General features: G+C 37.3%; 16 protein-coding genes and 1 tRNA gene. 10 read left to right on the top strand and 7 right to left on the bottom strand.

The genetic code is table 11. From position 1 onward, the window contains the following. Nucleotides 1–369: 369 nt before the first annotated feature. From dnaA to gpsA, 9 genes are all read left to right on the top strand, one after another. Nucleotides 370–1,941 (top strand): chromosomal replication initiator protein DnaA, encoded by a 1,572-nt coding sequence (gene dnaA, locus ACFIN0_RS00210; RefSeq protein WP_375606187.1) that lies wholly within the window; start codon nucleotides 370–372, stop codon nucleotides 1,939–1,941. 186 nt (nucleotides 1,942–2,127) lie between these two features. Then, the gene (gene dnaN, locus ACFIN0_RS00205; RefSeq protein ID WP_375606188.1) at nucleotides 2,128–3,249 is read left to right on the top strand and encodes a DNA polymerase III subunit beta; all 1,122 of its coding nucleotides are present in this window, start codon (nucleotides 2,128–2,130) and stop codon (nucleotides 3,247–3,249) included. Nucleotides 3,250–3,269: 20 nt separating this feature from the next. Continuing rightward, nucleotides 3,270–4,403: a DNA replication/repair protein RecF gene (gene recF, locus ACFIN0_RS00200; protein WP_375606228.1), complete on the top strand. Its 1,134-nt coding sequence runs from the start codon at nucleotides 3,270–3,272 to the stop codon at nucleotides 4,401–4,403. Between the two features lie 55 nt (nucleotides 4,404–4,458). Then, a complete protein-coding gene (aroQ, locus tag ACFIN0_RS00195; protein ID WP_375606189.1) occupies nucleotides 4,459–4,911 on the top strand; it encodes a type II 3-dehydroquinate dehydratase in 453 nt (150 codons plus the stop codon). Nucleotides 4,912–5,042: 131 nt separating this feature from the next. Next, a complete protein-coding gene (gene cyoA / locus ACFIN0_RS00190) occupies nucleotides 5,043–6,014 on the top strand; it encodes a ubiquinol oxidase subunit II (RefSeq protein ID WP_375606229.1) in 972 nt (323 codons plus the stop codon). A gap of 84 nt (nucleotides 6,015–6,098) precedes the next feature. Continuing rightward, a complete protein-coding gene (cyoB, locus tag ACFIN0_RS00185; RefSeq protein ID WP_375607850.1) occupies nucleotides 6,099–8,117 on the top strand; it encodes a cytochrome o ubiquinol oxidase subunit I in 2,019 nt (672 codons plus the stop codon). Continuing rightward, nucleotides 8,114–8,782 carry a cytochrome (ubi)quinol oxidase subunit III gene (locus tag ACFIN0_RS00180; RefSeq protein WP_375606191.1) on the top strand — a complete coding sequence of 223 codons (669 nt, stop codon included), beginning with the start codon at nucleotides 8,114–8,116 and terminating at the stop codon, nucleotides 8,780–8,782. Before cyoB ends, ACFIN0_RS00180 begins: the two co-directional genes overlap by 4 nt. Continuing rightward, the gene (gene cyoD / locus ACFIN0_RS00175) at nucleotides 8,782–9,573 is read left to right on the top strand and encodes a cytochrome o ubiquinol oxidase subunit IV (protein ID WP_375701676.1); all 792 of its coding nucleotides are present in this window, start codon (nucleotides 8,782–8,784) and stop codon (nucleotides 9,571–9,573) included. The genes ACFIN0_RS00180 and cyoD overlap by 1 nt, the downstream gene beginning before the upstream one ends. 403 nt (nucleotides 9,574–9,976) lie before the next feature. Beyond that, nucleotides 9,977–10,984 carry an NAD(P)H-dependent glycerol-3-phosphate dehydrogenase gene (gene gpsA / locus ACFIN0_RS00170; protein WP_375610037.1) on the top strand — a complete coding sequence of 336 codons (1,008 nt, stop codon included), beginning with the start codon at nucleotides 9,977–9,979 and terminating at the stop codon, nucleotides 10,982–10,984. Between the two features lie 1,938 nt (nucleotides 10,985–12,922). Here the strand turns inward: gpsA and fabI are convergent. Genes fabI through fabA form a run of 3 tightly spaced genes read right to left on the bottom strand, consistent with a single transcriptional unit; the run spans nucleotide 12,923 to nucleotide 15,577 of the window. Beyond that, nucleotides 12,923–13,741 carry an enoyl-ACP reductase FabI gene (gene fabI / locus ACFIN0_RS00165; RefSeq protein WP_375606194.1) on the bottom strand — a complete coding sequence of 273 codons (819 nt, stop codon included), beginning with the start codon at nucleotides 13,739–13,741 and terminating at the stop codon, nucleotides 12,923–12,925. Nucleotides 13,742–13,789: 48 nt separating this feature from the next. After that, nucleotides 13,790–15,010 (bottom strand): beta-ketoacyl-ACP synthase I, encoded by a 1,221-nt coding sequence (fabB, locus tag ACFIN0_RS00160; protein WP_375606195.1) that lies wholly within the window; start codon nucleotides 15,008–15,010, stop codon nucleotides 13,790–13,792. Between the two features lie 57 nt (nucleotides 15,011–15,067). Next, a complete protein-coding gene (gene fabA / locus ACFIN0_RS00155; RefSeq protein WP_375606196.1) occupies nucleotides 15,068–15,577 on the bottom strand; it encodes a 3-hydroxyacyl-[acyl-carrier-protein] dehydratase FabA in 510 nt (169 codons plus the stop codon). 232 nt (nucleotides 15,578–15,809) lie between these two features. On the opposite strand from fabA, the gene irrA reads away from it, so the two are divergent. Continuing rightward, a complete protein-coding gene (irrA, locus tag ACFIN0_RS00150; RefSeq protein ID WP_375610040.1) occupies nucleotides 15,810–16,322 on the top strand; it encodes an iron response transcriptional regulator IrrA in 513 nt (170 codons plus the stop codon). A gap of 46 nt (nucleotides 16,323–16,368) precedes the next feature. Here the strand turns inward: irrA and ACFIN0_RS00145 are convergent, their stop codons facing one another. The 4 genes from ACFIN0_RS00145 to ACFIN0_RS00130 all read right to left on the bottom strand — a co-directional run bounded on the left by ACFIN0_RS00145 (nucleotide 16,369) and on the right by ACFIN0_RS00130 (nucleotide 21,453). Then, nucleotides 16,369–16,929 (bottom strand): SH3 domain-containing protein, encoded by a 561-nt coding sequence (locus tag ACFIN0_RS00145; protein ID WP_375606198.1) that lies wholly within the window; start codon nucleotides 16,927–16,929, stop codon nucleotides 16,369–16,371. A 1,608-nt stretch (nucleotides 16,930–18,537) separates the two neighbouring features. Continuing rightward, the gene (gene rpsU, locus ACFIN0_RS00140; RefSeq protein ID WP_273717519.1) at nucleotides 18,538–18,771 is read right to left on the bottom strand and encodes a 30S ribosomal protein S21; all 234 of its coding nucleotides are present in this window, start codon (nucleotides 18,769–18,771) and stop codon (nucleotides 18,538–18,540) included. A 185-nt stretch (nucleotides 18,772–18,956) separates the two neighbouring features. Then, a complete protein-coding gene (locus tag ACFIN0_RS00135) occupies nucleotides 18,957–20,630 on the bottom strand; it encodes a formate--tetrahydrofolate ligase (RefSeq protein ID WP_375701675.1) in 1,674 nt (557 codons plus the stop codon). Between the two features lie 746 nt (nucleotides 20,631–21,376). After that, nucleotides 21,377–21,453 (bottom strand) — tRNA-Arg (locus tag ACFIN0_RS00130). Nucleotides 21,454–21,676: the final 223 nt, after the last annotated feature.

Below are 21,676 nucleotides of genomic sequence, written 5' to 3'. Positions count from 1 at the left end.
CTCTTGCATTTTACCTCTGCTGTTTTGTATGGTTCTTATGAAGACTAAGAAGCATGAAGGGGTCACATCAGCGCATTATTCTGTATTTTGTTGAATACAAGATGTTTTGATTTAGGTTTTTCGAAACTTTTGTGTTGGAGAGGTTTCTGGCGGTTTTTTAGTTTTCTTAATGGATATGTTTACCATTTTAGAAGGGTGGGTCATATCATGAGTGCAAATAAATCTTATTGGTCATCTTTGTTAGTGGGGTTGTGATGAGGCTATCCTAGGGGAGGGTGAGTAATCTTATTTGGGGTAGGGCGTTTTGCCTTCGCTAGATTTATTTTAGTTGTTTGGCAGGACAAAATTTTATTTTTATCAGGATGGAAGATGGTGGATAAATTGAACTCTAAAGCTAGTTCCTTTAAAAGGGTTTCGGTAAATATCCTGTCGGCAGAGAACATAATAAAGAATAGGATGACGGAAAGTGATGAGAACGTTTGTAGAAATGCTTCTATAGGGCATTCTATTGTTTCAGAGGAGGAAAGTGCGGCGGCTTTTGTCCGTGTTATGGCGCAGTTAAAGGTGCAGGTTGGTGTTGAGGCTTATACCAGTTGGTTTGGACGTGTGAAGCTTGCTGAATATAGTCATACTCTTGTAAAGCTTTCTGTTCCTACTGCTTTTTTACGTTCATGGATTAATAATCACTATGGTTCTCTTTTGACTCATTTATGGAAACAAGAGAATTCAGCAATTATTCGTGTTGAAGTTATTGTTCGTGGTATGGAACGCGTTTCAAGAGATGTCGTTTGTAAAAGAAGTGTTCCTCCTGTTGTGCTAGAGGAGCAGGCGACTTCATCTTTTGTTGAAAGTTGCGCAGAGCATTCAGTTAAGAATTCTCAAACGGGAGTTTTTGGATCCCCACTTGATTCTCGCTATACTTTTGAAAGTTTTGTTGAGGGGGCTTCTAATCGTGTTGCTTTAGCAGCTGCACGTTCAATTGCGGAGGGGCATAAAAGCGCTTTGCGTTTTAATCCTCTTTTTATTCACGCATCTGTTGGTTTGGGAAAAACACATTTGCTTCAAGCGATTGCTGCTTCTGCATTGAAGCGTTTAACGTCTGCGCGCGTTATTTATTTAACTGCTGAATATTTTATGTGGCGTTTTGCAACAGCTATTCGTGATAATGATGCTCTTTCTTTTAAAGAACAGCTTCGTGATATCGACCTTTTGATTATTGATGATATGCAGTTTTTGCAGGGAAAGTCGATACAACATGAGTTTTGCCATTTGCTTAATATGTTGCTTGATAGTGCAAAACAAGTTGTTGTCGCTGCAGATCGTCCACCAGCAGAATTAGAATCGCTTGATCTTCGCGTTCGATCTCGTCTTCAAGGAGGAGTCGCACTTGAAATTGAAGCACCAGATTATGAAATGCGTTTACAAATGTTGCGCCAGCGGTTAAAGGTGGCACAACAAGATGATGGCATGATATCAATCTCTGATGATATCTTGGAATATATTGCCAAAACGGTTTTAGGGTCGGGACGTGATATTGAAGGAGCATTTAATCAGTTGTTATTTCGTCAATCTTTTGAATCTAATTTATCTTTAGAACGGATTGATGAGTTATTAGGTCACTTGACACGTCCTGGAGAACCTAAGCGAATTCGGATTGAAGAAATTCAGCGTACGGTAGCGCGCCATTATAATGTTTCTAAACAGGACTTGTTGTCTAATCGCCGAACACGTACGGTTGTGAAGCCACGGCAAGTTGCGATGTATTTAGCAAAAGTATTAACTCCTCGCTCATTACCAGAAATTGGGCGCCGTTTTGGTGGGCGTGATCATACAACAGTTTTACACGCTGTGCGTAAAATTGAAGATTTGGTTTGTGGTGATCAGACCTTGGCTAAGGAACTTGAGTTGCTTAAGCGGTTGATTGGAGAACAGGCTGTATAGTGTTTATCGTTTCTTTCTTTGGAGAGACTTTAAAGAATTTAATGAAAAGATTTATTTTTTCTTATACAGGAGTGACTTGCCATTTTAAGAGAGGTTTAATAAACTCTAGCAGGCGATTCTCTAAAGGGATCTATTCTTTAATTCTAAGGAATTTTTATAGTTTTTAGTAAATCATACGGGGCTTTTATGCGTATTACAGTTGATCGCAGTCAATTTCTCAAGTCTCTTGGTCGGGTTCACCGTGTGGTAGAGCGCCGTAATACTGTTCCTATTTTATCGAATGTGTTGATTGATGCAGAAAATGGCCGTGTACAGTTAAAAGCAACAGACCTTGATTTAGAGGTTATGGAATCTTTTGCAGTTAATGTTAAACAAGCTGGAGCAACAACTGTTCCGGCACATTTGCTCTATGATATCATTCGAAAACTTCCTGATAGCAATGAAGTTGTATTATCCCTCGATGAGAATCAAGCAGGTACAATGTCCGTTGTTTCGGGTTGTGCACATTTTCAGCTTCAATGTCTTCCGAAGGCAGACTTTCCAGAGTCGCTTCCTGGGCAATTTGGTTATCGTTTTTCTCTATCGGCATCAGGCTTAAAACATTTACTTGATTGTACACAATTTGCTATTTCTACTGAAGAAACCCGTTATTATCTTAATGGTATTTATTTCCATATTATTAATGATGGTGTTTTGAAATTGCGTTTGGTTGCAACTGATGGTCATCGTTTGGCACAAGTTGAGATGGAAGCTCCTTCGGGAGTTGAGGGAATGCCTGGAGTTATTGTTCCCCGTAAAGCTGTAGGAGAATTGCAAAAACTTCTTTCAGAAGAAAATGATAGCGATGTATGTATAGAGCTTTCGGAGACAAAAATTCGTTTTTCTATAGGCTCTGTGATTTTTACATCAAAATTAATTGATGGAACATTTCCAGATTATCAACGTGTTATCCCTCTTGGAAATGATAAAGAATTAATTGTTAATAGGCAGGACTTTTCTTCTGCAGTTGATCGTGTTTCAACGATTTCAAGTGATCGGGGGCGTGCAGTTAAATTAACGATTGAGCATGGACAGTTAAGGCTTGTTGTTAATAGCCCAGATTCGGGCAGTGCAGAAGATCAGTTATCAGTAACTTATGCATCTGAACCGCTTGAGATAGGATTTAATTCACGTTATCTTTTGGATATTGCTGGGCAGCTTTCAAGTGATGAGATGGTTTTTATGTTGGCTGAGGCTGGAGCACCAGCTCTGATTCGTGATAATGATGATGCGGATGTGCTTTATGTACTGATGCCTATTCGCGTTTAGGGGCAATTGTTTTGCAATGCATGGCGAGTCGTGTGCACAAAGTGGCAGTGAGGCAGCTGAAGCTTTTACGTTATCGCAATTATTCTTTTTTTAATATTCATTTTTCGGGTCAGCATGTGGTTTTTACTGGCCATAACGGTGCTGGTAAGACGAATCTTTTAGAGGCGTTATCTTTTCTTTCTCCTGGTCGTGGTTTGCGACGTGCTGCTTATTCTGATGTTAGCTTTGTAGAGGGCGGAGGTGAAGGATTTGTTGTATTTGCACGTCTTGAATGTGCTCTTTATGGTGAAGTAAAGATTGGTACAGCTTTGGAGGTTAGCGATAACAGTCGAAAGGTCCATATTAATGGTGTGAGTGAACCAGGTGATTGCTTAACAGATTATTGTCATATTAGTGTCCTAACACCGTCTATGGATGGTCTTTTTACAGGTCCTTCACTTGAGCGCCGTAATTTTTTGGACCGTATGGTTTTGGCGATTGATCCGTTGCATAGGCGCCGCATAGCCGATTATGATAGAGCTATGCGCGCACGAAATCGTTTGTTTTTAGATGGAAATGAAGATTGTGTTTGGTTTGATGCTTTAGAAAAGCAAATGGCAGAATTGGCGACAGCTATTTCTGCGGCGCGTGTTGATGTTATTCGGCTTTTAAATGACATGTTTACACAAATGCCGTCTCATATACCTTTTCCACGAGCTTTTTTGCAAATTGATGGTTTTTTAGAAACAGCTCTTAATGAAATATCAGCAACTGAAGTTGAAGAACAATTTTGTGATCGATTACGGCATAATCGCGCAATGGATCGTGCTGCTGGTCGGACGTTAGAAGGACCACATCGTGCAGATTTGCAGGTTTTTTATTCTGATAAAAATAGAACAGCAACATCGTGTTCAACAGGTGAACAAAAAGCGCTGCTAACAGGTTTAGTTTTGTGTCATGCACGTCTAACAGGTATGATGTCGGAAAGATCTCCCATTCTTCTTCTTGATGAAATGGCTGCTCATCTTGATTCGCATCGACGTGCTGCTCTATTTGATATTCTTGATGATTTAGCTGTACAAACATTTATGACAGGAACAGATCGTGTTTTATTTGATGACTTAAAAGGACGCGCAGAATTTTTTGAGATTAAGAATGGAGCTTTATTACTATAAAAAACATGCTAAATATTTTTCTAATAAGTGATGACTCTGAAAGAAAAGGCTTGCTATGTCAGAGATAATAACGATTTTAAATGGTCCTAATTTAAATTTTCTAGGTCAACGTGAGCCAGGAATTTATGGAACTGAAACTCTAGAAGGTATTGAAAAAAGATGCAGAGAATGGGCAAAAAAAAATGATATCATAATAAATTTTTATCAAAGTAACTGTGAAGGGCAATTAGTAGCATGGATACAAGAAGCAATAGAGGCAAGTTCTGGATTGATCATTAACCCAGCGGCTTACAGTCATACATCTGTTGCACTTCTCGATGCCCTAAAAATGTTTTCAGGGCCGAAAGTAGAAGTTCATTTATCTCATATTTATCAGCGTGAAGCTTTTCGTCACCATTCTTATACATCTGCAGGTGTAGACGCTATCATAACTGGGTGTGGAGGTGATGGATATCGGTTTGCACTTGAGTATATTGCAAAACAATTAAGCAAAATAATTAATTTGTGATAGGTAAAGAGCAAACGTTGGATAAGAGTAGTATTGGCATTGAATTCACTTGATAATTATTTTCAAATCTGTACAATATTAAGGTGTTATATTATGACAATTTTTAGTGCGTATGACGGGGGTAAATGAAGATGAAAAGCTTTGTTAGACAATTAGAGATGCTTGTGATTTTAGGGGGAGCACTGCTTTTGTCTGGTTGTAAAATTGATGTTATACAGCCATCAGGTTATGTTGCACGTCAACAGTTAATTTTGATTGTTGTTTGTGTGGCTGTTATGCTTTGCGTTGTCATTCCAGTAATGGTGAGTGTGGTATTTTTAGCTATAAAATATCGTGCATCGAATGTGAAAGCGGACTATTCTCCTGATTGGGCGCATTCAAATAAAATTGAAGCGTTGATGTGGAGTATTCCCATTGTAATCATAATGGTTTTAGGTTCATTAACAACTTATTATACCTATAAGCTTGAGCCTACAAATCCCCTTCCAGTAGAGGTGGTGGGTGAAGGAAAGCCATTGCAGATTGATGCTGTAGCTCTTGATTGGAAGTGGCTTTTTATTTATCCTGAATATGGTGTTGCATCGATTAATGAAATTTACGCGCCTGAAGGACGTCAAGTTTTATTGCAATTGACGTCAGAGAATTCTGTCAATGCCTTTTGGGTTCCCAAATTGGGTACGGTTCTTTACGCTATGCCGCAGATGAATGCTAAGTTGCATTTGGTCGCTGAAGAACAAGGGGTATTCAAAGGGACCTCAGCAAATTACAGTGGTGATGGTTTTTCGGGTATGCGGTTTAAGTGGCATTCTGTGTCTTCGCGGGATTTTGAGGATTGGATTGTAAAAGCTCGGGCTAATGGTCGAGTACTTGATCGTACATCTTATCGTCAACTTTCTATTGCGCCTCGTATGGGTGATATTGCTGCGAAGGAAAAAGATGCTGAAGTTCGTTATTTTGCACCTGTTGAGAAGCGGCTTTACTATCGTGTTGTTAATCGATGTGTCGATGAAAATACGGTGTGTAATGAAGATTTAATGAAACGTGCTGCTGCTCAGACGCTATGGGGTGCACTGTGTTCAGTATTTGATCCTGATGTTATTTAAAGGGTCAATAGAGAAAGAGCCCTTTTAATATTTTTAATATAAGGTTTCTTTTAAACTTAAATTTCATTTGAAATGGGTTGAGAAATGTTTGGAAGACTTACAGATCCTACGGCAGGTGCTTTTCATGCGCTTGCACATGAACCGATCGTTTTGTATACATGTATTGCGATTGTTTTGGTTGGTTTAATTGCTGTCGTTGCTCTGACAGCGCTTGGGTGGTGGGGAATTTTATGGCGAAATTGGATTACAACTGTTGACCATAAGCGCATAGGCATAATGTATATAGTTCTTGGAATTATTATGCTTGTTCGCGGTTTTGCGGATGCACTTATGATGCGAACGCATCAAGCTTTAGCTCTTGGGAGTGAAACAGCAGGTTATTTACCTCCTGAGCATTTTGATCAAATTTTTTCGGCGCATGGTACGATCATGATTTTTTTCATGGCTACGCCTATTTTATTTGGTCTTTTTAATTATCTTATACCGCTTCAAATTGGTGCGCGTGATGTTGCTTTTCCCTTTGCAAATAATCTGGGTTTTTGGATTACGGCAGCTGGGGCGATTTTGATTAATATATCCCTAGGTGTTGGTAATTTTGGTCGTGGTGGTTGGTTGATGTATCCACCTTTTACAGAATTACAAACGAGTCCAGATACAGGGGTAGATTATTATTTATGGTCTCTTCAGCTTTCTGGTATTGCAACAACAATGGGATCAGTGAATTTTATTGCAACGATGATTAAAATGCGTGCTCCTGGAATGACAATGATGAAAATGCCTATTTTTTGTTGGAGCGCTTTTGTCAGCAATGTTCTTATTGTAGTTATTTATCCTGTCTTAACTGTTGCTTTTGCGCTCTTGGCATGTGATCGTTATTTGAACATGAATTTCTTTACTAACGTTGGTGGTGGAAATCCAATGGTGTGGATTAATTATGTTTGGGTTTTTGGTCACCCTGAAGTGTATGTTTTGGTTGTTCCTGCTTTTGGCATTGTGTCTGAAGTTGTCTCAACTTTTTCTTCAAAACGCCTCTTTGGTTATACTTCCATGATATGGGCCATGGTGGTTATTTTGATTCTTTCGCTTCTTGTTTGGGGACATCATTTCTTTACAATGGGTGGTGGTGAAGCTGTAAATACCTTCTTTAGTATTGCTACGATGATCATCGCAGTTCCAACAGGTGTAAAAGTCTTTAATTGGCTGCTCACGATGTATAAAGGTCGGATTCGCTTTGAGCCTCCAATGCTTTGGTGCATGGGAATGATCTTTACGTTTGTTGGTGGTGGGTTAACTGGTGTTTTATTATCTATTGTTCCTGCAGATTGGCAGTTTCATAATTCGCTCTTTTTGATAGCGCATTTCCATCATACAATTATTGGAGGTGTGGTTTTCGCTTATTTAGCAGGGCTTGCTTTTTGGTTTCCAAAAGCTTTTGGTTATAAACCAAATCGCATACTAGGTATTGCATCTTTCTGGTGTTGGTTTATTGGTTTTTACCTTGCGTTTTTCCCTGTTTATGCACTTGGTTTAATGGGTGCAACACGTCGTCTCCAGCATTACATGGAACCTAGTTGGCAGCCGATGTTTATTATTGCTGCTCTAGGTGCTTTTATTATCTTGCTTGGTATCCTTTGTTTTGTGTTACAGGTTGTTTTGGCGATTTGGTACGGTATTAAGCATAAAGGTCACCTACCGGTAACGTTGAATGATTCTTGGGGTGATGCACGTACACTTGAATGGTTTACCTCTTCACCGCCTCCTGCCTACAATTTTGCCCTCCTTCCAAAGATACAGTCTGATGATGCTTATTGGAATATGAAGAAAAGTGGTTATCAACGCCCAACAAGTGGATTCACAAAAATTCATATGCCGTCGAATACATCGGCTGGAATTATTGCGGGATTCTTCTTATTAGTTGTTGGTTTTGCACTTGTTTGGCATATTTGGTGGCTTGCTGCTGTTGGACTGATTGGTTTTATTGCAACGCTTGTGTGTCATTCATTAACAGGTGATCATCATGGTTACTATATTCCAGCTGAAGAAGTGCAAAAAACTGAAGATGCCTTTACGGCTGTTCTTAAAGAACAAGGAGTGACAGTATGAGTGCTGTAACAATGAATAACGCGAGTACTATAGATGAACTTCACCACGATAGTAGCTCGGTAATGACGTTTGGTTTTTGGGTCTATATTCTTTCAGACTTAATCCTGTTTTCGACACTGTTTTCAAGTTTTGCTGTTTTTTCTGCTTCTTATGGTGGTGGTAAAGCGGGCAGTGAGTTTATAGATTTAAAGTTTGTTTTGGTTGAGACTGCTTTCTTGTTGTTTTCATCCGTCACTTATGGCTTTGCAATGGTACAAGCACATAAAAATAACATCAGTGGTGTGCGTTTATGGATGGCTATTACCTTTGTATTGGGGTGTTGCTTCATTGGTATGGAACTTTACGAATTTCATGAACTTTTGAGTGAGGTTTTTTATTTCGATCCAAATGCTTATGCGGGTATTGATCCTGCAACAGGTTTACAGCTTTTTGGACGGGAGATACTTTCTGCTTATTGGTCAGCATTTTTTGCTTTGGTTGGCACCCATGGTCTTCACGTGAGTGTTGGTCTTCTTTGGATGGTCGTGATGTTTTGTCATCTTCGTCGTAATGGTTTGGATCAGGATAATAAAACACGTTTAGCGTGCCTTTCCATTTTTTGGCATTTACTTGATATTGTATGGGTTGGTGTTTTCACCATGGTTTATCTGTTAGGAGCGTTGTGATGAGCATGCAAAATGAAACACATGGTCCCAGTACTGGTTCCTATTTGGTCGGTTTTATTCTGGCTGTATTTTTCACCTTGGGTTCTTTTATTCCTGTGATGTATGGAATGATGGAAAGTTGGGCAGTCAGTACAAAAGTTGCATATCTTATTGGGATGGCGATTATTCAGATTGTAGTACAAATTGTTTTCTTTTTACACTTGAGTTCTGGTCCAGATGCCAAGTGGAATTTAAATGCGTTATGGTTTGCTGCTATTTGTGTTTTTATTATTATTGGGGGTACATGGTGGGCTATTTCTCATTTGAATTATAATATGATGGGTGGCTCAGGACGTGTTATTGAACCGGAAATATCAAGTAGAGATGGTTCTTCAGTATCTGAGCCGTTATCAAACAAAGATATATCCGTAAGAAAACAGCCAGAAAAGATACAGGGCTCAGAGGTTTCGATGGAGCAAGGTGTAAGTACGCAAACTCCTGTAGATCAAGCACCTGGTTCAGAAATGCCCATGGGGCAGGGTCTAGGTACGCAAACTCCTGTAGATCAAGCACCTGGTTCAGAAATGCCCATGGGGCAGGGTCTAAGTACGCAAACTCCTGTAGATCAAGCACCTGGTTCAGAAATGCCCACGGGGCAGGGTCTAAGTACGCAAACTCCTGTAGATCAAGCACCTGGTTCAGAAATGCCCATGGGGCAGGGTCTAGGTACGCAAACTCCTGTAAATCAAGCACCTGGTTCAGAAATGCCCATGGGGCAAGATCAAAATACGCAGCAGTTTCCTGTGGAGTAGTTGTTAGAAATATCTACGGAGCTGATGCGGCATGTATCAGCTCCGTAGAAGAAATTCGTAGGATATAAAGCAGGAGATAAGTACAAGATATCAGTGGAATGAGTATTATTATTTTGAATATACTTTTAATTTAAAAGAGAAAGTCTGTGGGGTATTTAGTCAATCTTTAATTTTTGAGACAAATAGCTATCTGTAGAATATACAAAAAGTGATGTTTGTAAAATTTTACTACAAAGAAAGAGAATGTGCGCAATAAGTTTTTATATTGTGTGAGATAAAAAAGCTATGAAGCAGTAATATTTTTAGATTTAAAGAATTTATATTAAAGATAGCATTAAAATTATTTGTAATAATAATAATATGCAATTGAAATCAAAAATTTAGAGAATAATCAGAAAATTTAATGAAAACCGTTGCAATGACAGTTATAGGTGCTGGTTCTTTTGGTACTGCATTAGCGATAGCTCTTGCCCGTAATGGTCATAATGTTTTACTTTGGGGATATAGTCCTCAACATATCAAAGAATTACAGGAACAACGTTGTAATCAAGTATATTTACCCGATGTTCGATTTCCTGAAAATTTATTACTTGAAGCTTCCCTTGAAACTGCAATAACGGCAAGTCACAATATATTAATCGCTGTTCCAAGCCATGTATTTCATCAAGTCTTGTATAATATTCAGCCTTATTTAGATCAGCATTCACGCGTTATTTGGGCTACAAAAGGTTTAGAACATGGGACTGGACGTTTCTTACAAGAGGTTGCTCGTGAGATTTTAGGTGAAAAAATTCCTTTAGCTGTTTTTTCTGGACCAACTTTTGCTCAAGAACTAGCTATTGGTTGGCCTACTGCAATGACGATAGCAGCTTCTGATGTTGAGTTTGGTAAAGAATTGCAGCAACTTTTTCATTGTGACAAAAGTTTTAGAGTTTATAAAAGTTCAGATATGATTGGTGTTCAATTAGGGGGGGCAGTCAAAAATGTTATTGCTATTGGTGCAGGAATATCAGATGGCATAGGTTTTGGGGCAAATGCACGAATAGCTCTTATCACACGAGGACTAGCTGAAATCAGTCGTTTAGGGGGGGCTATGGGTGCTGAGCTTGCCACATTTATGGGAATGACAGGCTTAGGTGATCTGGTTTTGACATGTACTGATAATCAGTCGCGTAATCGCCGTTTTGGAATACTTCTTGGTAAAGGAATAGATATAAAAGAAGCAGAAAAACAAATTGGTCAGGTTGTGGAAGGATACTTAAATACCAAGGAAGTACATACGTTGGCGCAGCGTATTGGGGTAGAAATGCCCATTGTAGAACAAATTTATCAAATTCTCTATTGTGGTAAAAACATAACTGAAGCGGCAAACACATTACTAGGCCGCGCCCTCAAGGACGAAATACAATGATATCCTGTTTATTAATAATTCCAATCGTAAAAAATAGAAACATGCTATGATAGACATATAAAATAGATTGTATTAATGGTTGTATAAGGCAGTCATATTCCAGCAAATTATAGATTCATATCATTCGATTCTTTATGAAACATGGCTGAAATATAAAAGTTTTTGCTTTTGTCTAAGAGCTATCTCTTTTAAGATAAATTATCGTTTCCACTTACACATGTTTATGTAATGTAATGAACAAGATACTTTTATTGTCTCTTAAATTCATCTCACAATGATATTTGCAAACAGAATAATACAAGACTCATTAGGTAGAAGCATCTTATTTATGTAACGTATAAGCTAAGAATATTGGGGAAGGGATATTGTGAATCTCTGTTTTTGTAATTTTTTAAAACAAGAAGACAATCTAATTTGGGAAGAAGATGAAATTTTAAAGCTGAAAATCAGTTCCCATTTCTACAATCATTTTTAAATTCAGTTTTATGCTATCTTAAAGCAATATCTTTTAAATAATGGAGATTATCTCACACCTTTATTTTCTCATTTTCTAATGAAAGCATTTCTCTGATGTATCAGGTAAAATAGAACGCCAAAAAAACACGATTGCTGTTGCATACTCACGTGCTTGTTTTAAAGAGACCTCTCTTAAAATTCCCAAGTCCAATTTGCGACGGTGACCGTGAATAGTGTAACGATAAAGCTATTGTGCGCATCCCCATCTTTACGTTTATGAAGGAGGAAGACGATCATCATTACACCTCCCAATGTTGAGACAGCTCTTGGCACTTGAAGCTGTTCAGTAGAGATATTTAAGCCTTTTATTCTCTCACATGTCAATTTTGTTTTTTATATGCAAGAAATGATTTTTGGAATTATAACTTTGAAAGTCTAAGATTGAAAAAAATATTATTGTACTTGTTTGTGGCTGTCATTTAAGCTGAAAAATAATGTGATTATAAAGATAAAAAATTGATTTATATGAATAATTCATTTTATTTTTGTATTGAGTTAATTAAAAATATGTGTTTGCTTGTCACAAGCGGGTTAGTATGTGGATAAAAATTATTAAAAATACTTCTAATGAATCATCTCAAGTGTCAAGGGTTGTTTCAACATTAGAACATGGCAAGTAAAATGACAGTGTCAGTTTGTCATCTGTATAAACATTAAAATGGTGGTGAAAAAAGGATTTTATGTACTTCACAGGGATTTTTATATGTTTTACAGGTACCATTGTGAAATGGAATGGCGTGCATTGAGAGATATCTTTAAAAAAAATGCATGAAAGAGCAACAGCTATAGTATTTTTAGGCGTTCTATTTTAACTGATACATTAGAAGAAATGCTTTCATTAAAGAATGAGAAAAATAAAGGTGTGAGGTAAAGCGTAACCTCCATTATTAAAAAAACATTGATATAGATGCTTTTAAAATCGTAAAGCCTCATTAAAGAATAATAGTAAGATTAATGATTGATTTCTTTACGCCTTCATATTCTTCCTAAATTAGATTGTATTTGCGTTTCAAGAATAAATCAAACGGTAGGAATATTTTTTTCAATTTGCTATACAAAAGCTGAAACTAAGGGTTTTAATAATTCTCTAATCTCTGTTTCAAACTGGGGTGGCATGAGGGTTGGATATTGATTTATAAACAATGGCAAAAGCGTATGCTTTAGTAAGGTAAATAACGTCATAAAATACACACTTTATCAACCATGGATTGAAGAAATATTCCGGCTTTTATAAAATATTTTGCGAAACAAGGCATAGTACATCTGGTTTTGTGTTCACTTATTCTTACAAACATTTGCACATATGCCTTACGTCATATTATTATAAGTCAATACACTTTATATAGTTGAGAACGTACTCAATACCCGACTAAAGCACTATGTACATGATTGATTTTATTTTTTAGTGCAATGAAATAAAAATTATCCTTCTTGGGAATCGTCACTTTTTTTTAGTTCTTCAAGTATTGGCATAGACATGATGTTATAGCCTGAATCAACATAATGGATTTCACCTGTAACACCTGATGATAAGTCAGAGAGTAGATAAAGAGCAGATTTTCCAATTTCATGAATATTCACGGTACGACGTAATGGGGCATTACGGCGTTGATGTGAAAATATTGCCCGTGCAGCTGCAATACCATTACCTGCTAAGGTTCTAACAGGACCAGCGGAAATTGCATTGACGCGGATATTTTGAGGACCAAAGTCCGCTGCTAAATAACGTACCATAGCTTCTAAAGCTGCTTTAGCAACACCCATGATGTTATAATTAGGCACAACTTGCTGTGAAGCACCATAGGTAAGAGTTAAAAGTGTTCCTCCATTGGGCATAAGTTTACCCGCGCGCTGGGCAATTTCAGTAAAGGAATAAGCTGAAATAACCATCGTGCGTTGAAAGTTTTCACGTGTTGTGACATCAACGTAACGCCCTTTTAGCTGATTTTTATCTGAAAAACCAATGGCATGGACAATAAAATCAATTGTTTTCCATTCTTTTTCAAGTTGTTCAAAGACGTAATCAATATTTTCACTTTTCTCAACGTCACACTCTAGCACTAATTTGCAACCAAGTTTATCTGCTAGGGGATGAACACGTTTTCCAAAAGCATTTCCTTGATAAGTCAACGCTAATTCAGCTCCTGCTTGTGCGAGCTGACAGGCAATGCCCCAAGCAATTGAATGGTCATTCGCAATTCCCATAATAAGGCCGCGTTTGCCCTCCATCAAACCTTTCATATTATTCTCCGTAAGACCGTACTTTTTTCAATTACTAAGAACTTTTGTTTATACATAACGTTGGAAAACAAGCGTTGCATTGGTACCGCCAAAGCCAAAAGTATTTGACAATACGGTATTCAGTTGTTGATGATCACGTCGTTCACGAACGATAGGCATATCAGCAAAAGCTGGATCAAGTTCTTCAATATGGGCACTTTCACAAATAAAATTATGATTCATCATTAACAATGTATAGATTGCTTCGTGAACACCTGCTGCTCCCAGGGAATGTCCTGTTAGAGATTTGGTAGCGGAAATAGGGGGGCATTGATCACCAGCTCCAAAGACACGACGGATAGCTTTTATCTCAGGAGGGTCACCAACAGGAGTTGCTGTCGCATGGGGATTGATATAATCAATTTTATTATTGACTGTTGCAAGGGCCATGCGCATGCATCGTTCTGCTCCCTCTCCTGATGGGGCAACCATATCATGTCCATCGGATGTTGCACCGTATCCAACGATTTCTCCGTAGATTTTTGCACCACGTGCTTTAGCAAGTTCTAAATCTTCAAGAACTAAAACACCAGCCCCTCCAGCAATGACAAAACCATCACGATTAACATCATAAGCGCGTGAAGCTTTGTGAGGGGTGTCATTATATCTGCTGGACATAGCGCCCATCGCATCGAATAAAACAGAGAGTGTCCAATCCAAATCTTCGCAGCCACCAGCAAAGATGCGCTTCTGTTTACCATATTGAATTATTTCGTAAGCATTACCAATACAATGATTGGAGGTAGCACAAGCTGAAGAGATTGAATAATTGATCCCTTTTATTTTAAAGAAAGTTGCTAATGTTGCAGATGCTGTAGAACTCATCGCTTTAGGGACAACAAAAGGTCCAATACGTTTTGGACCTTTTTGGCGTGTAATGTCAGCAGCTTCTACGATTGAATGTGTTGAAGCACCTCCAGAACCCATAATAATACCCGTGTGTTCGTTCGATACTTCATGCGGTTCTAGACCTGCATCAGCAATTGCTTGATCCATAGCGATGTGATTCCATGCTGTTCCACGCCCATGAAAACGGAGAGCACGTCGATCTACGAGTTCTTCTATATTAATATCAGGTTTGCCATAAACTCTGCTACGAAAGCCTAATTCAGCATATTGAGGTGCGTAAGAAATTCCGGATTTTGCTTCACGTAAACTAGTTAAAACAGCTCCAGGATTATTTCCAATTGCGGAGACAATTCCCATTCCGGTTACAACAACTCGACGCATTCATACCTCCTCGTTCCATACAGAATAGTGAAAAGTTTTTTCTGACGGAAACAATGTTCAATCTTCTTTGAATAAAGCAACGCGTAAATCGTTTGCCTTATAAATAGTCTCTCCATCTGCTTTTAGCCACCCATCAGCTATTCCTAAGACTAAATTTCCACGTCGAATACGCTTAAAATCTATTTCATATTCAAGAATTTTGGTTTGTGGAGTTACCATCCCTGATAACTTTACTTCACCTGTTGATATCGCTCTCCCTTTTCCTGGTTCGTTTAGCCAACCAAGAAAAAAACCTGTTAATTGCCACATACCATCCAGTCCGAGACATCCTGGCATAACGGGATCGCCTATAAAGTGACAATTAAAGAACCACATGTCTGGTGTAATGTCAAATTCGGCGCGAACCATTCCTTTATCGTATTTACCTCCAGTTTCACTAATTTGAGTGATTCGATGAATCATCAACATTGGCGGTGCTGGCAATTGCGCATTACCTCTACCAAACATTTCGCCGCGAGCGCAGCTTAGAAGCTCTTCATACGTGTAGCGAGACTTTTGTTCAGCCATTGTTACTCCATTTATTTGCATATATCTTTAATTTCTGCGCTTTTCCCAACCTACTTTTAGAGCAAATTTTAAAGAGAGGGAAATGGTTTTATATCATTTTTAATGACAAAAGCCTTTTTTTATGTATTCTACATAGGTAATTATTTAAAAATGGAATACAAGATTACACCACACTATTCCCATTTTTTTGTATTTTGATCTTATTTAGCAGGAATATATTTGAGTTTGTAATATGTCAGTGAGTGCAGACAATTTAGATATGAATGAAGAGCAGCAGTTCACAAAAGAGTGTGGAAAAATTGTGCAATATTATTCCATTTCTATGTTAGAAAAACGTTTGCGTCAAAATGGTCTGCGTCCAACACGTCAGCGGTTGGAACTTGCACATATGATTTTTTCTCAAGGAAATCGTCATATTACTGCTGAAGAGCTCTATGAGGAAGCGGTGAGGGCAGGTGTACCTGTGTCTTTAGCAACGGTTTATAATACACTTCATCAATTTACGGAAGCGGGATTATTACGGATTATTGCCGTAGAAGGCTCAAAAACTTGGTTTGATACCAATACCTCTGATCACTACCATTTTTATATAGAAGGCGAAAATCGTATTCTTGATATTCCTTATAATTTGGAAGAAGCTCCCATTATTAGAAATTTGCCTAAGCCACCAGAAGGTATGGAAATTTCACATGTTGATTTAATCGTGCGATTGAAACCAAAAAATCAATCTTGTGATAGGCAGTGAGGATATTCAATGAGGAATAAAAATTAAACTTGTTGAGTTTGAGCATTCACCAGCCTTTTACTTTTTCATCAGGATAGATTCCCCATAACTGGGGTTGTTGAAGCCATCCGCGTGTATTATTAATGTTTAGTTCGCACCATTGTCCATCACATTGGCGGATATTACCAATGACGTTAGGTTCTACTTCCGCCACAAGTTCTGCGTTGTCGGTGGGTTTTTTTCGTAGCATCAGCCTTTTTGTTTTATCTTTTTGCCATGGAATAGTTATAGCAGTTCGCTTTCCCGATAAAAGCGATTGATACACCCACCCCTCATCGCCTTCTGCATCACGAATTTTGCGCCATTGATCATATTCTTGGATGATTTCAATAGGTAACCCCTTCTTTTGGTAGGTAAAAATGATAGAATAGTTGCTTCCTGGTCCGACGCGTACATTAACACGGGTAGGTTTAATCGAAGCAAATCGCGGAAGTGGTAAACCACTGGGCCCTAAATTTTGATTAAATGTTTGTGCATGCAACAAATGAGGTGAAACTAATACAATGACTGTTGCTATTAAGATACATGATGCGAGTATTGAAACGCGAAACCAACGAGAACTTTGCACACCGAACTCCTTTATTTCATCATATATTGGAAATTTAAAATCTGAAAGATAAGACTGGAAACTGATAAAAAGTATGACACACTGCTCGTTAAAGAGATCTAAACGATGAAAAAATTGCTACAAAAATATCAAAATAAGGAAAACAAAAGGTTTGTATTTCTTAGTGCTTATCTTGTTTATGAGGGGGTAGATATAAATAAACATTGGATTTTTATGTAGCTGTGCGCGTGATAAAACAGTAAAGTGTATAGGAAATTAGGGCTAAAGTATTGCATCTCTTTTCTAAGTTTGTTTCTCGAAGTAAAAGTGCATGTATGCATATTATGAACAAAGAGCTGTTCAGTAAAGGGATTATTGTGTGGCTTGAAAAGAGTTTTGAATGAACAAAATAATACGGTAAATAAAAACAGTTAAGCGTAAAAATATGAGCAGCATTGTAGAGTAGATTGATATATGAAGGGCTAACAGGATACTTTTTCGTGATAATCCACTTTATAAAATTTGCTACATTATAATTTTATGCCATGATAATGCTTATTCGTATGGTAGATAAGCTGGCTCCATCGTTCTATTTACCAGCTTTCAATGTTATGCAGTTCCTATTATTTATGGTGTTCATAAGAAGCCTTTTTGTTTTTTCTTAAATAGCTTTTATTCTATTTGCATACGAATCCCGCTTATGATGTACAAGAAGATAATCTTGATTGATTCAATATGAGAGGGTGTATGATGAGAGCTTTACGGTATTCATAGTTATTATTTAATATGAAAAACGCTTATTTATAATAATAAATCAATATGTTATACATTTTAATCGTTATTTAAATTGTAAAAATATTTTCATAAAAAATGATAAGATAAGGCACATATTCACACATATTAAAATCACAGTGGTTTCTTTGTTTATTGTCAATTTTCTTTTATACTGAGTTAGAGAAAAAGAAAATTAAATGAAATATTCAGGGGAAGGTTTGCTCGATACGCTATGAGGTGAATAACATAATTGATGAGGGGAAGAAATTTATCAAGAAAAACCAAGCTGTAATGCAGTGGTTAAAATTCTTCCCTTTGTAAAGGGATAAAATCAAGAGATATCGAAAATTATGGAATCATTTCGTTATATAAGTGAAGGGAACGAGGATTATGTATTTGATATCATATCTCTACACATACATAATCGCATATTGCAATAGTGATTTGTGCTTTGCAATATAATCTAGAATTTTCGAAAGATGCAGAATATTTTAATAGAAAAAAAGAAAACCAGCACGTGAGCGGTACATAAGAAAGAGCTATTTGAGAGATGAAAAACTATAGCAAAATGCCATTACAAAATATCCAGTACTCTCTCCTTAATTTTGTACAGCAATAAGTCGATTTAAAGAACCGAACTGCAGCTTGTTATGCAGTGCTTGAAATGCCGAAGAGTGGAGTAAAAATCACTACATTTATAGACCCAAAACACCCATTATGCTCAGATAATTCTAAATACTATAACACACGCCTTATGAGAAAAACTCATTTACAATATTCTATAAGTACAAAATTTCTGATAACCTATTTACACTACAATTCATGCCATTTTGATAACGCATACACAAAAGCATATTACTTCACTGCAACAGTTCGTCCGTTACTAACAAAACCTTCTCTTTGTGCACGCTTACGAGCAAGCTTACGTGTACGACGAATAGCCTCAGCTTTTTCACGAGCACGCCTCTCAGATGGCTTCTCATAATAACTACGCATTTTCATTTCACGGAAGATACCTTCACGCTGCATCTTTTTCTTCAACGCGCGGAGCGCTTGATCAACATTATTATCACGAACGAGTACTTGCACTATTTATCCTGCTTTTTTCAGTGTCACAAATAATAGGAAAACCTACGTCCTTTTAAAGGCATATCCAAAAGAACAAGCGCTTATATCATATAAATAAGACATTTGTCTATATTGCTTTTAAAAATTCTATTTTTTTTGTAATAAAATGCTTTTTATAATAAATGATAGAGTTCATGCTTATAAACTTATGAAAGTCCTTGTATTTGATCATTTTCATCAAGATGAATTTTTTCGGCCGTGGGATAATGGGGTAGTCCAGGCATGGTCATAACATCTCCACAAATGACAACGATAAAGCCGGCTCCCGCACAGAGACGAACTTCTCGTACGGGAATTTCAAAATCAACAGGCGCACCATATTGCTTGGGGTCAGCAGAAAAAGAATAAGGTGTTTTTGCCATACAAATAGGGTAGGCGCCAAAACCTCCTTTTTCCCAAGATTCAAGTTGTTTGAGAATAGGGGCTGAGATAATGGCGCCACGTCCACCGTATAGCTTTGTTATAATACAATTAATTTTTTGAACGAGGGGAATATCATCTTGATAGAGAACTTTAAAATCAGAATCGTGCTTTTCAATCAAGGTAACGAGTTCTTGTGCAAGTTCTATAGCGCCTTTTCCACCTTGTTCCCAATGCTTACAGATAATAGCTTTGTGTCCAGTTGTTGCAACTATTTTTTGTAATGTTTTTATTTCAGCATCGCTATCGCTGTCAAAATGATTGATAGCCACAACACAAGGAATACCGTAGTGCTTCATATTTTTTATGTGTCGTAAAAGATTGGCTGCTCCTTTTTCTAAAGCGGTGATATTTTCTTCTGTCAGGTTATTTTTATCTACACCACCATTCATTTTTAATGCACGAATAGTTGCGACGATCACGGTAGCATTTGGTACAATACCTGCTTGCCGACATTTGATGTCGAAAAACTTTTCTGCTCCAAGATCGGCTCCAAATCCTGCTTCTGTGACAACATAATCAGCGAGTTTTAAAGCAGTTTTTGTTGCTATAACTGAGTTGCAGCCATGAGCAATATTAGCAAAAGGTCCTCCATGAACGAGAACGGGATTATTTTCAATTGTCTGTACGAGATTGGGTTGTATAGCATCTTTGAGAAGAACTGCCATTGCACCTTCCGCATTGAGATCAGAAACGGTGATGGGCGTTTTATCATAACGATAAGCAACAATAATTTTCTTGAGTCTTTGTGTAAGGTTTTCTAAATTTTCAGAGAGACAAAGAAGCGCCATAATTTCTGATGCAACAGTAATATCAAAACCTGTTTGGCGTGGAAAACCATTTGTTATGCCCCCCAATGAAATGACAATATCGCGCAATGCACGATCATTCATATCAAGAACGCGTTTCCAAACAATGCGACGTGGATCAATGTTTAGAGTATTTCCCCAATAAAGATGATTATCTATCATTGCGGCAAGAAGATTATGAGCAGCTGTAATAGCATGAAAATCACCGGTAAAATGTAAATTAAGGTCATCCATTGGAATGACTTGCGCATAACCACCACCAGCAGCACCGCCTTTTACACCAAAACAGGGACCTAAAGATGGTTCTCTCAAGGTAGCTATTGTTTTTTTACCAATAAGATTAAGAGCATCACTTAGTCCAACTGTTGTTGTTGTTTTGCCTTCTCCGGCAGTTGTGGGATTGATAGCTGTGACAAGGATAAGTTTACCATCTGGATTTTTATTAAGCGATTTTATGTATTCAGAAGAAATTTTAGCTTTATCATGGCCATAGGGAATGAGATTTTCATGTGAGATACCAATTTTTTGTGCAATTTCAATAATATGTTGCTTTTTAGCAGTGCGAGCAATTTCAATATCAGTTTTAGGCATGGAAAAATTCTTTAAATTCAGCTTTTATTAATGTTTGAAATCTGTACCCATGGATTAATTAGAAAAATTCATAGAGAACAGAAAAATATTAAGATATCATAGAAATCGATGATATGCCATGCAAGAGATAATGCTAAAGAAGCACAAGAAGAGTTTTATTGTTTTTTAGGAAAAAGAATCTTTTTGCTTTTAAGCAGTAAAAATACGTTTAATTCAATTAAAAATATTGCGAAAAGAAGCTTTGGTTTGCAACAAATGCTGATGATATTAATGGATACCATAAGTGTTTCATAGTAGTATGTTCGAGAAGTAGTTTATTTATTCTTTCCAACAACACACTGAAAAAGCTTCACATGGTGGTAAACCGGAATTTATGGCGGCACATCTGAAATCCCTCTTAAGATGGGACTGCTAGGAATAAAATATCTAGAAACATTCAGTTATGGAACAATTAGAAATAAGCACGTAAAAATTACCTAACTGAGTAGAGAGTATAATCCGGAAGAGACCAAAAACAAGCGCATAGATTGAAAAAAGAAAACAACAACATACGCTACTCATGTAATCGCTACGATTATAAGCTAATAAAAGCACCTTAGAGCTGAATTGAAGGACTCATAACATTTTATTCTAGCAAAATGGCTAAAGAAACGCCCCACAACAGAATGAAATAACAAAATACAAAATAATAGATCACAAAATAAAGAATTTAAAAAGTCTGACTTTATAAGTAAGATATTGATAGATGGCGCACCCGAAGAGATTCGAACTCCTGACCCCCAGATTCGTAGTCTGGTGCTCTATCCAGCTGAGCTACGGGTGCATACATTTCAATTTTTTACATTGTCTAAGACAAAGGGTTCCTAATCGTTTCATTAAAGAAATGCAAGTGAAACTTGAGTCGTTATAAAAAAAATCTCTTTTTTTTATGATATATTTTAAAAAAGGATATAATATATTATGGCTTCAGTTGGTTTTGATATGAACATTTTTTTGTCATGACCATACAAAGCAATATGAACGATAGTTAACTTGACGTTTTAATC

Origin of the sequence: Bartonella sp. AA89HNZF, assembly GCF_042196905.1 — a bacterium.
In the GTDB taxonomy this organism is placed as follows: domain Bacteria; phylum Pseudomonadota; class Alphaproteobacteria; order Rhizobiales; family Rhizobiaceae; genus Bartonella.
The sequence above is the reverse complement of the archived record's forward strand: the minus strand, read 5'-3'. Positions and strand labels throughout refer to the sequence as shown.

Bases quoted from the DNA above. Each gene is read 5' to 3' on its own strand.
- dnaA (WP_375606187.1), top strand. From the start codon at position 370: ATGGTGGATAAATTGAACTCTAAAGCTAGTTCCTTTAAAAGGGTTTCG.
- dnaN (WP_375606188.1), top strand. From the start codon at position 2,128: ATGCGTATTACAGTTGATCGCAGTCAATTTCTCAAGTCTCTTGGTCGG.
- recF (WP_375606228.1), top strand. From the start codon at position 3,270: ATGGCGAGTCGTGTGCACAAAGTGGCAGTGAGGCAGCTGAAGCTTTTA.
- aroQ (WP_375606189.1), top strand. From the start codon at position 4,459: ATGTCAGAGATAATAACGATTTTAAATGGTCCTAATTTAAATTTTCTA.
- cyoA (WP_375606229.1), top strand. From the start codon at position 5,043: ATGAAAAGCTTTGTTAGACAATTAGAGATGCTTGTGATTTTAGGGGGA.
- cyoB (WP_375607850.1), top strand. From the start codon at position 6,099: ATGTTTGGAAGACTTACAGATCCTACGGCAGGTGCTTTTCATGCGCTT.
- ACFIN0_RS00180 (WP_375606191.1), top strand. From the start codon at position 8,114: ATGAGTGCTGTAACAATGAATAACGCGAGTACTATAGATGAACTTCAC.
- cyoD (WP_375701676.1), top strand. From the start codon at position 8,782: ATGAGCATGCAAAATGAAACACATGGTCCCAGTACTGGTTCCTATTTG.
- gpsA (WP_375610037.1), top strand. From the start codon at position 9,977: ATGAAAACCGTTGCAATGACAGTTATAGGTGCTGGTTCTTTTGGTACT.
- fabI (WP_375606194.1), bottom strand. From the start codon at position 13,741: ATGAAAGGTTTGATGGAGGGCAAACGCGGCCTTATTATGGGAATTGCG.
- fabB (WP_375606195.1), bottom strand. From the start codon at position 15,010: ATGCGTCGAGTTGTTGTAACCGGAATGGGAATTGTCTCCGCAATTGGA.
- fabA (WP_375606196.1), bottom strand. From the start codon at position 15,577: ATGGCTGAACAAAAGTCTCGCTACACGTATGAAGAGCTTCTAAGCTGC.
- irrA (WP_375610040.1), top strand. From the start codon at position 15,810: ATGTCAGTGAGTGCAGACAATTTAGATATGAATGAAGAGCAGCAGTTC.
- ACFIN0_RS00135 (WP_375701675.1), bottom strand. From the start codon at position 20,630: ATGCCTAAAACTGATATTGAAATTGCTCGCACTGCTAAAAAGCAACAT.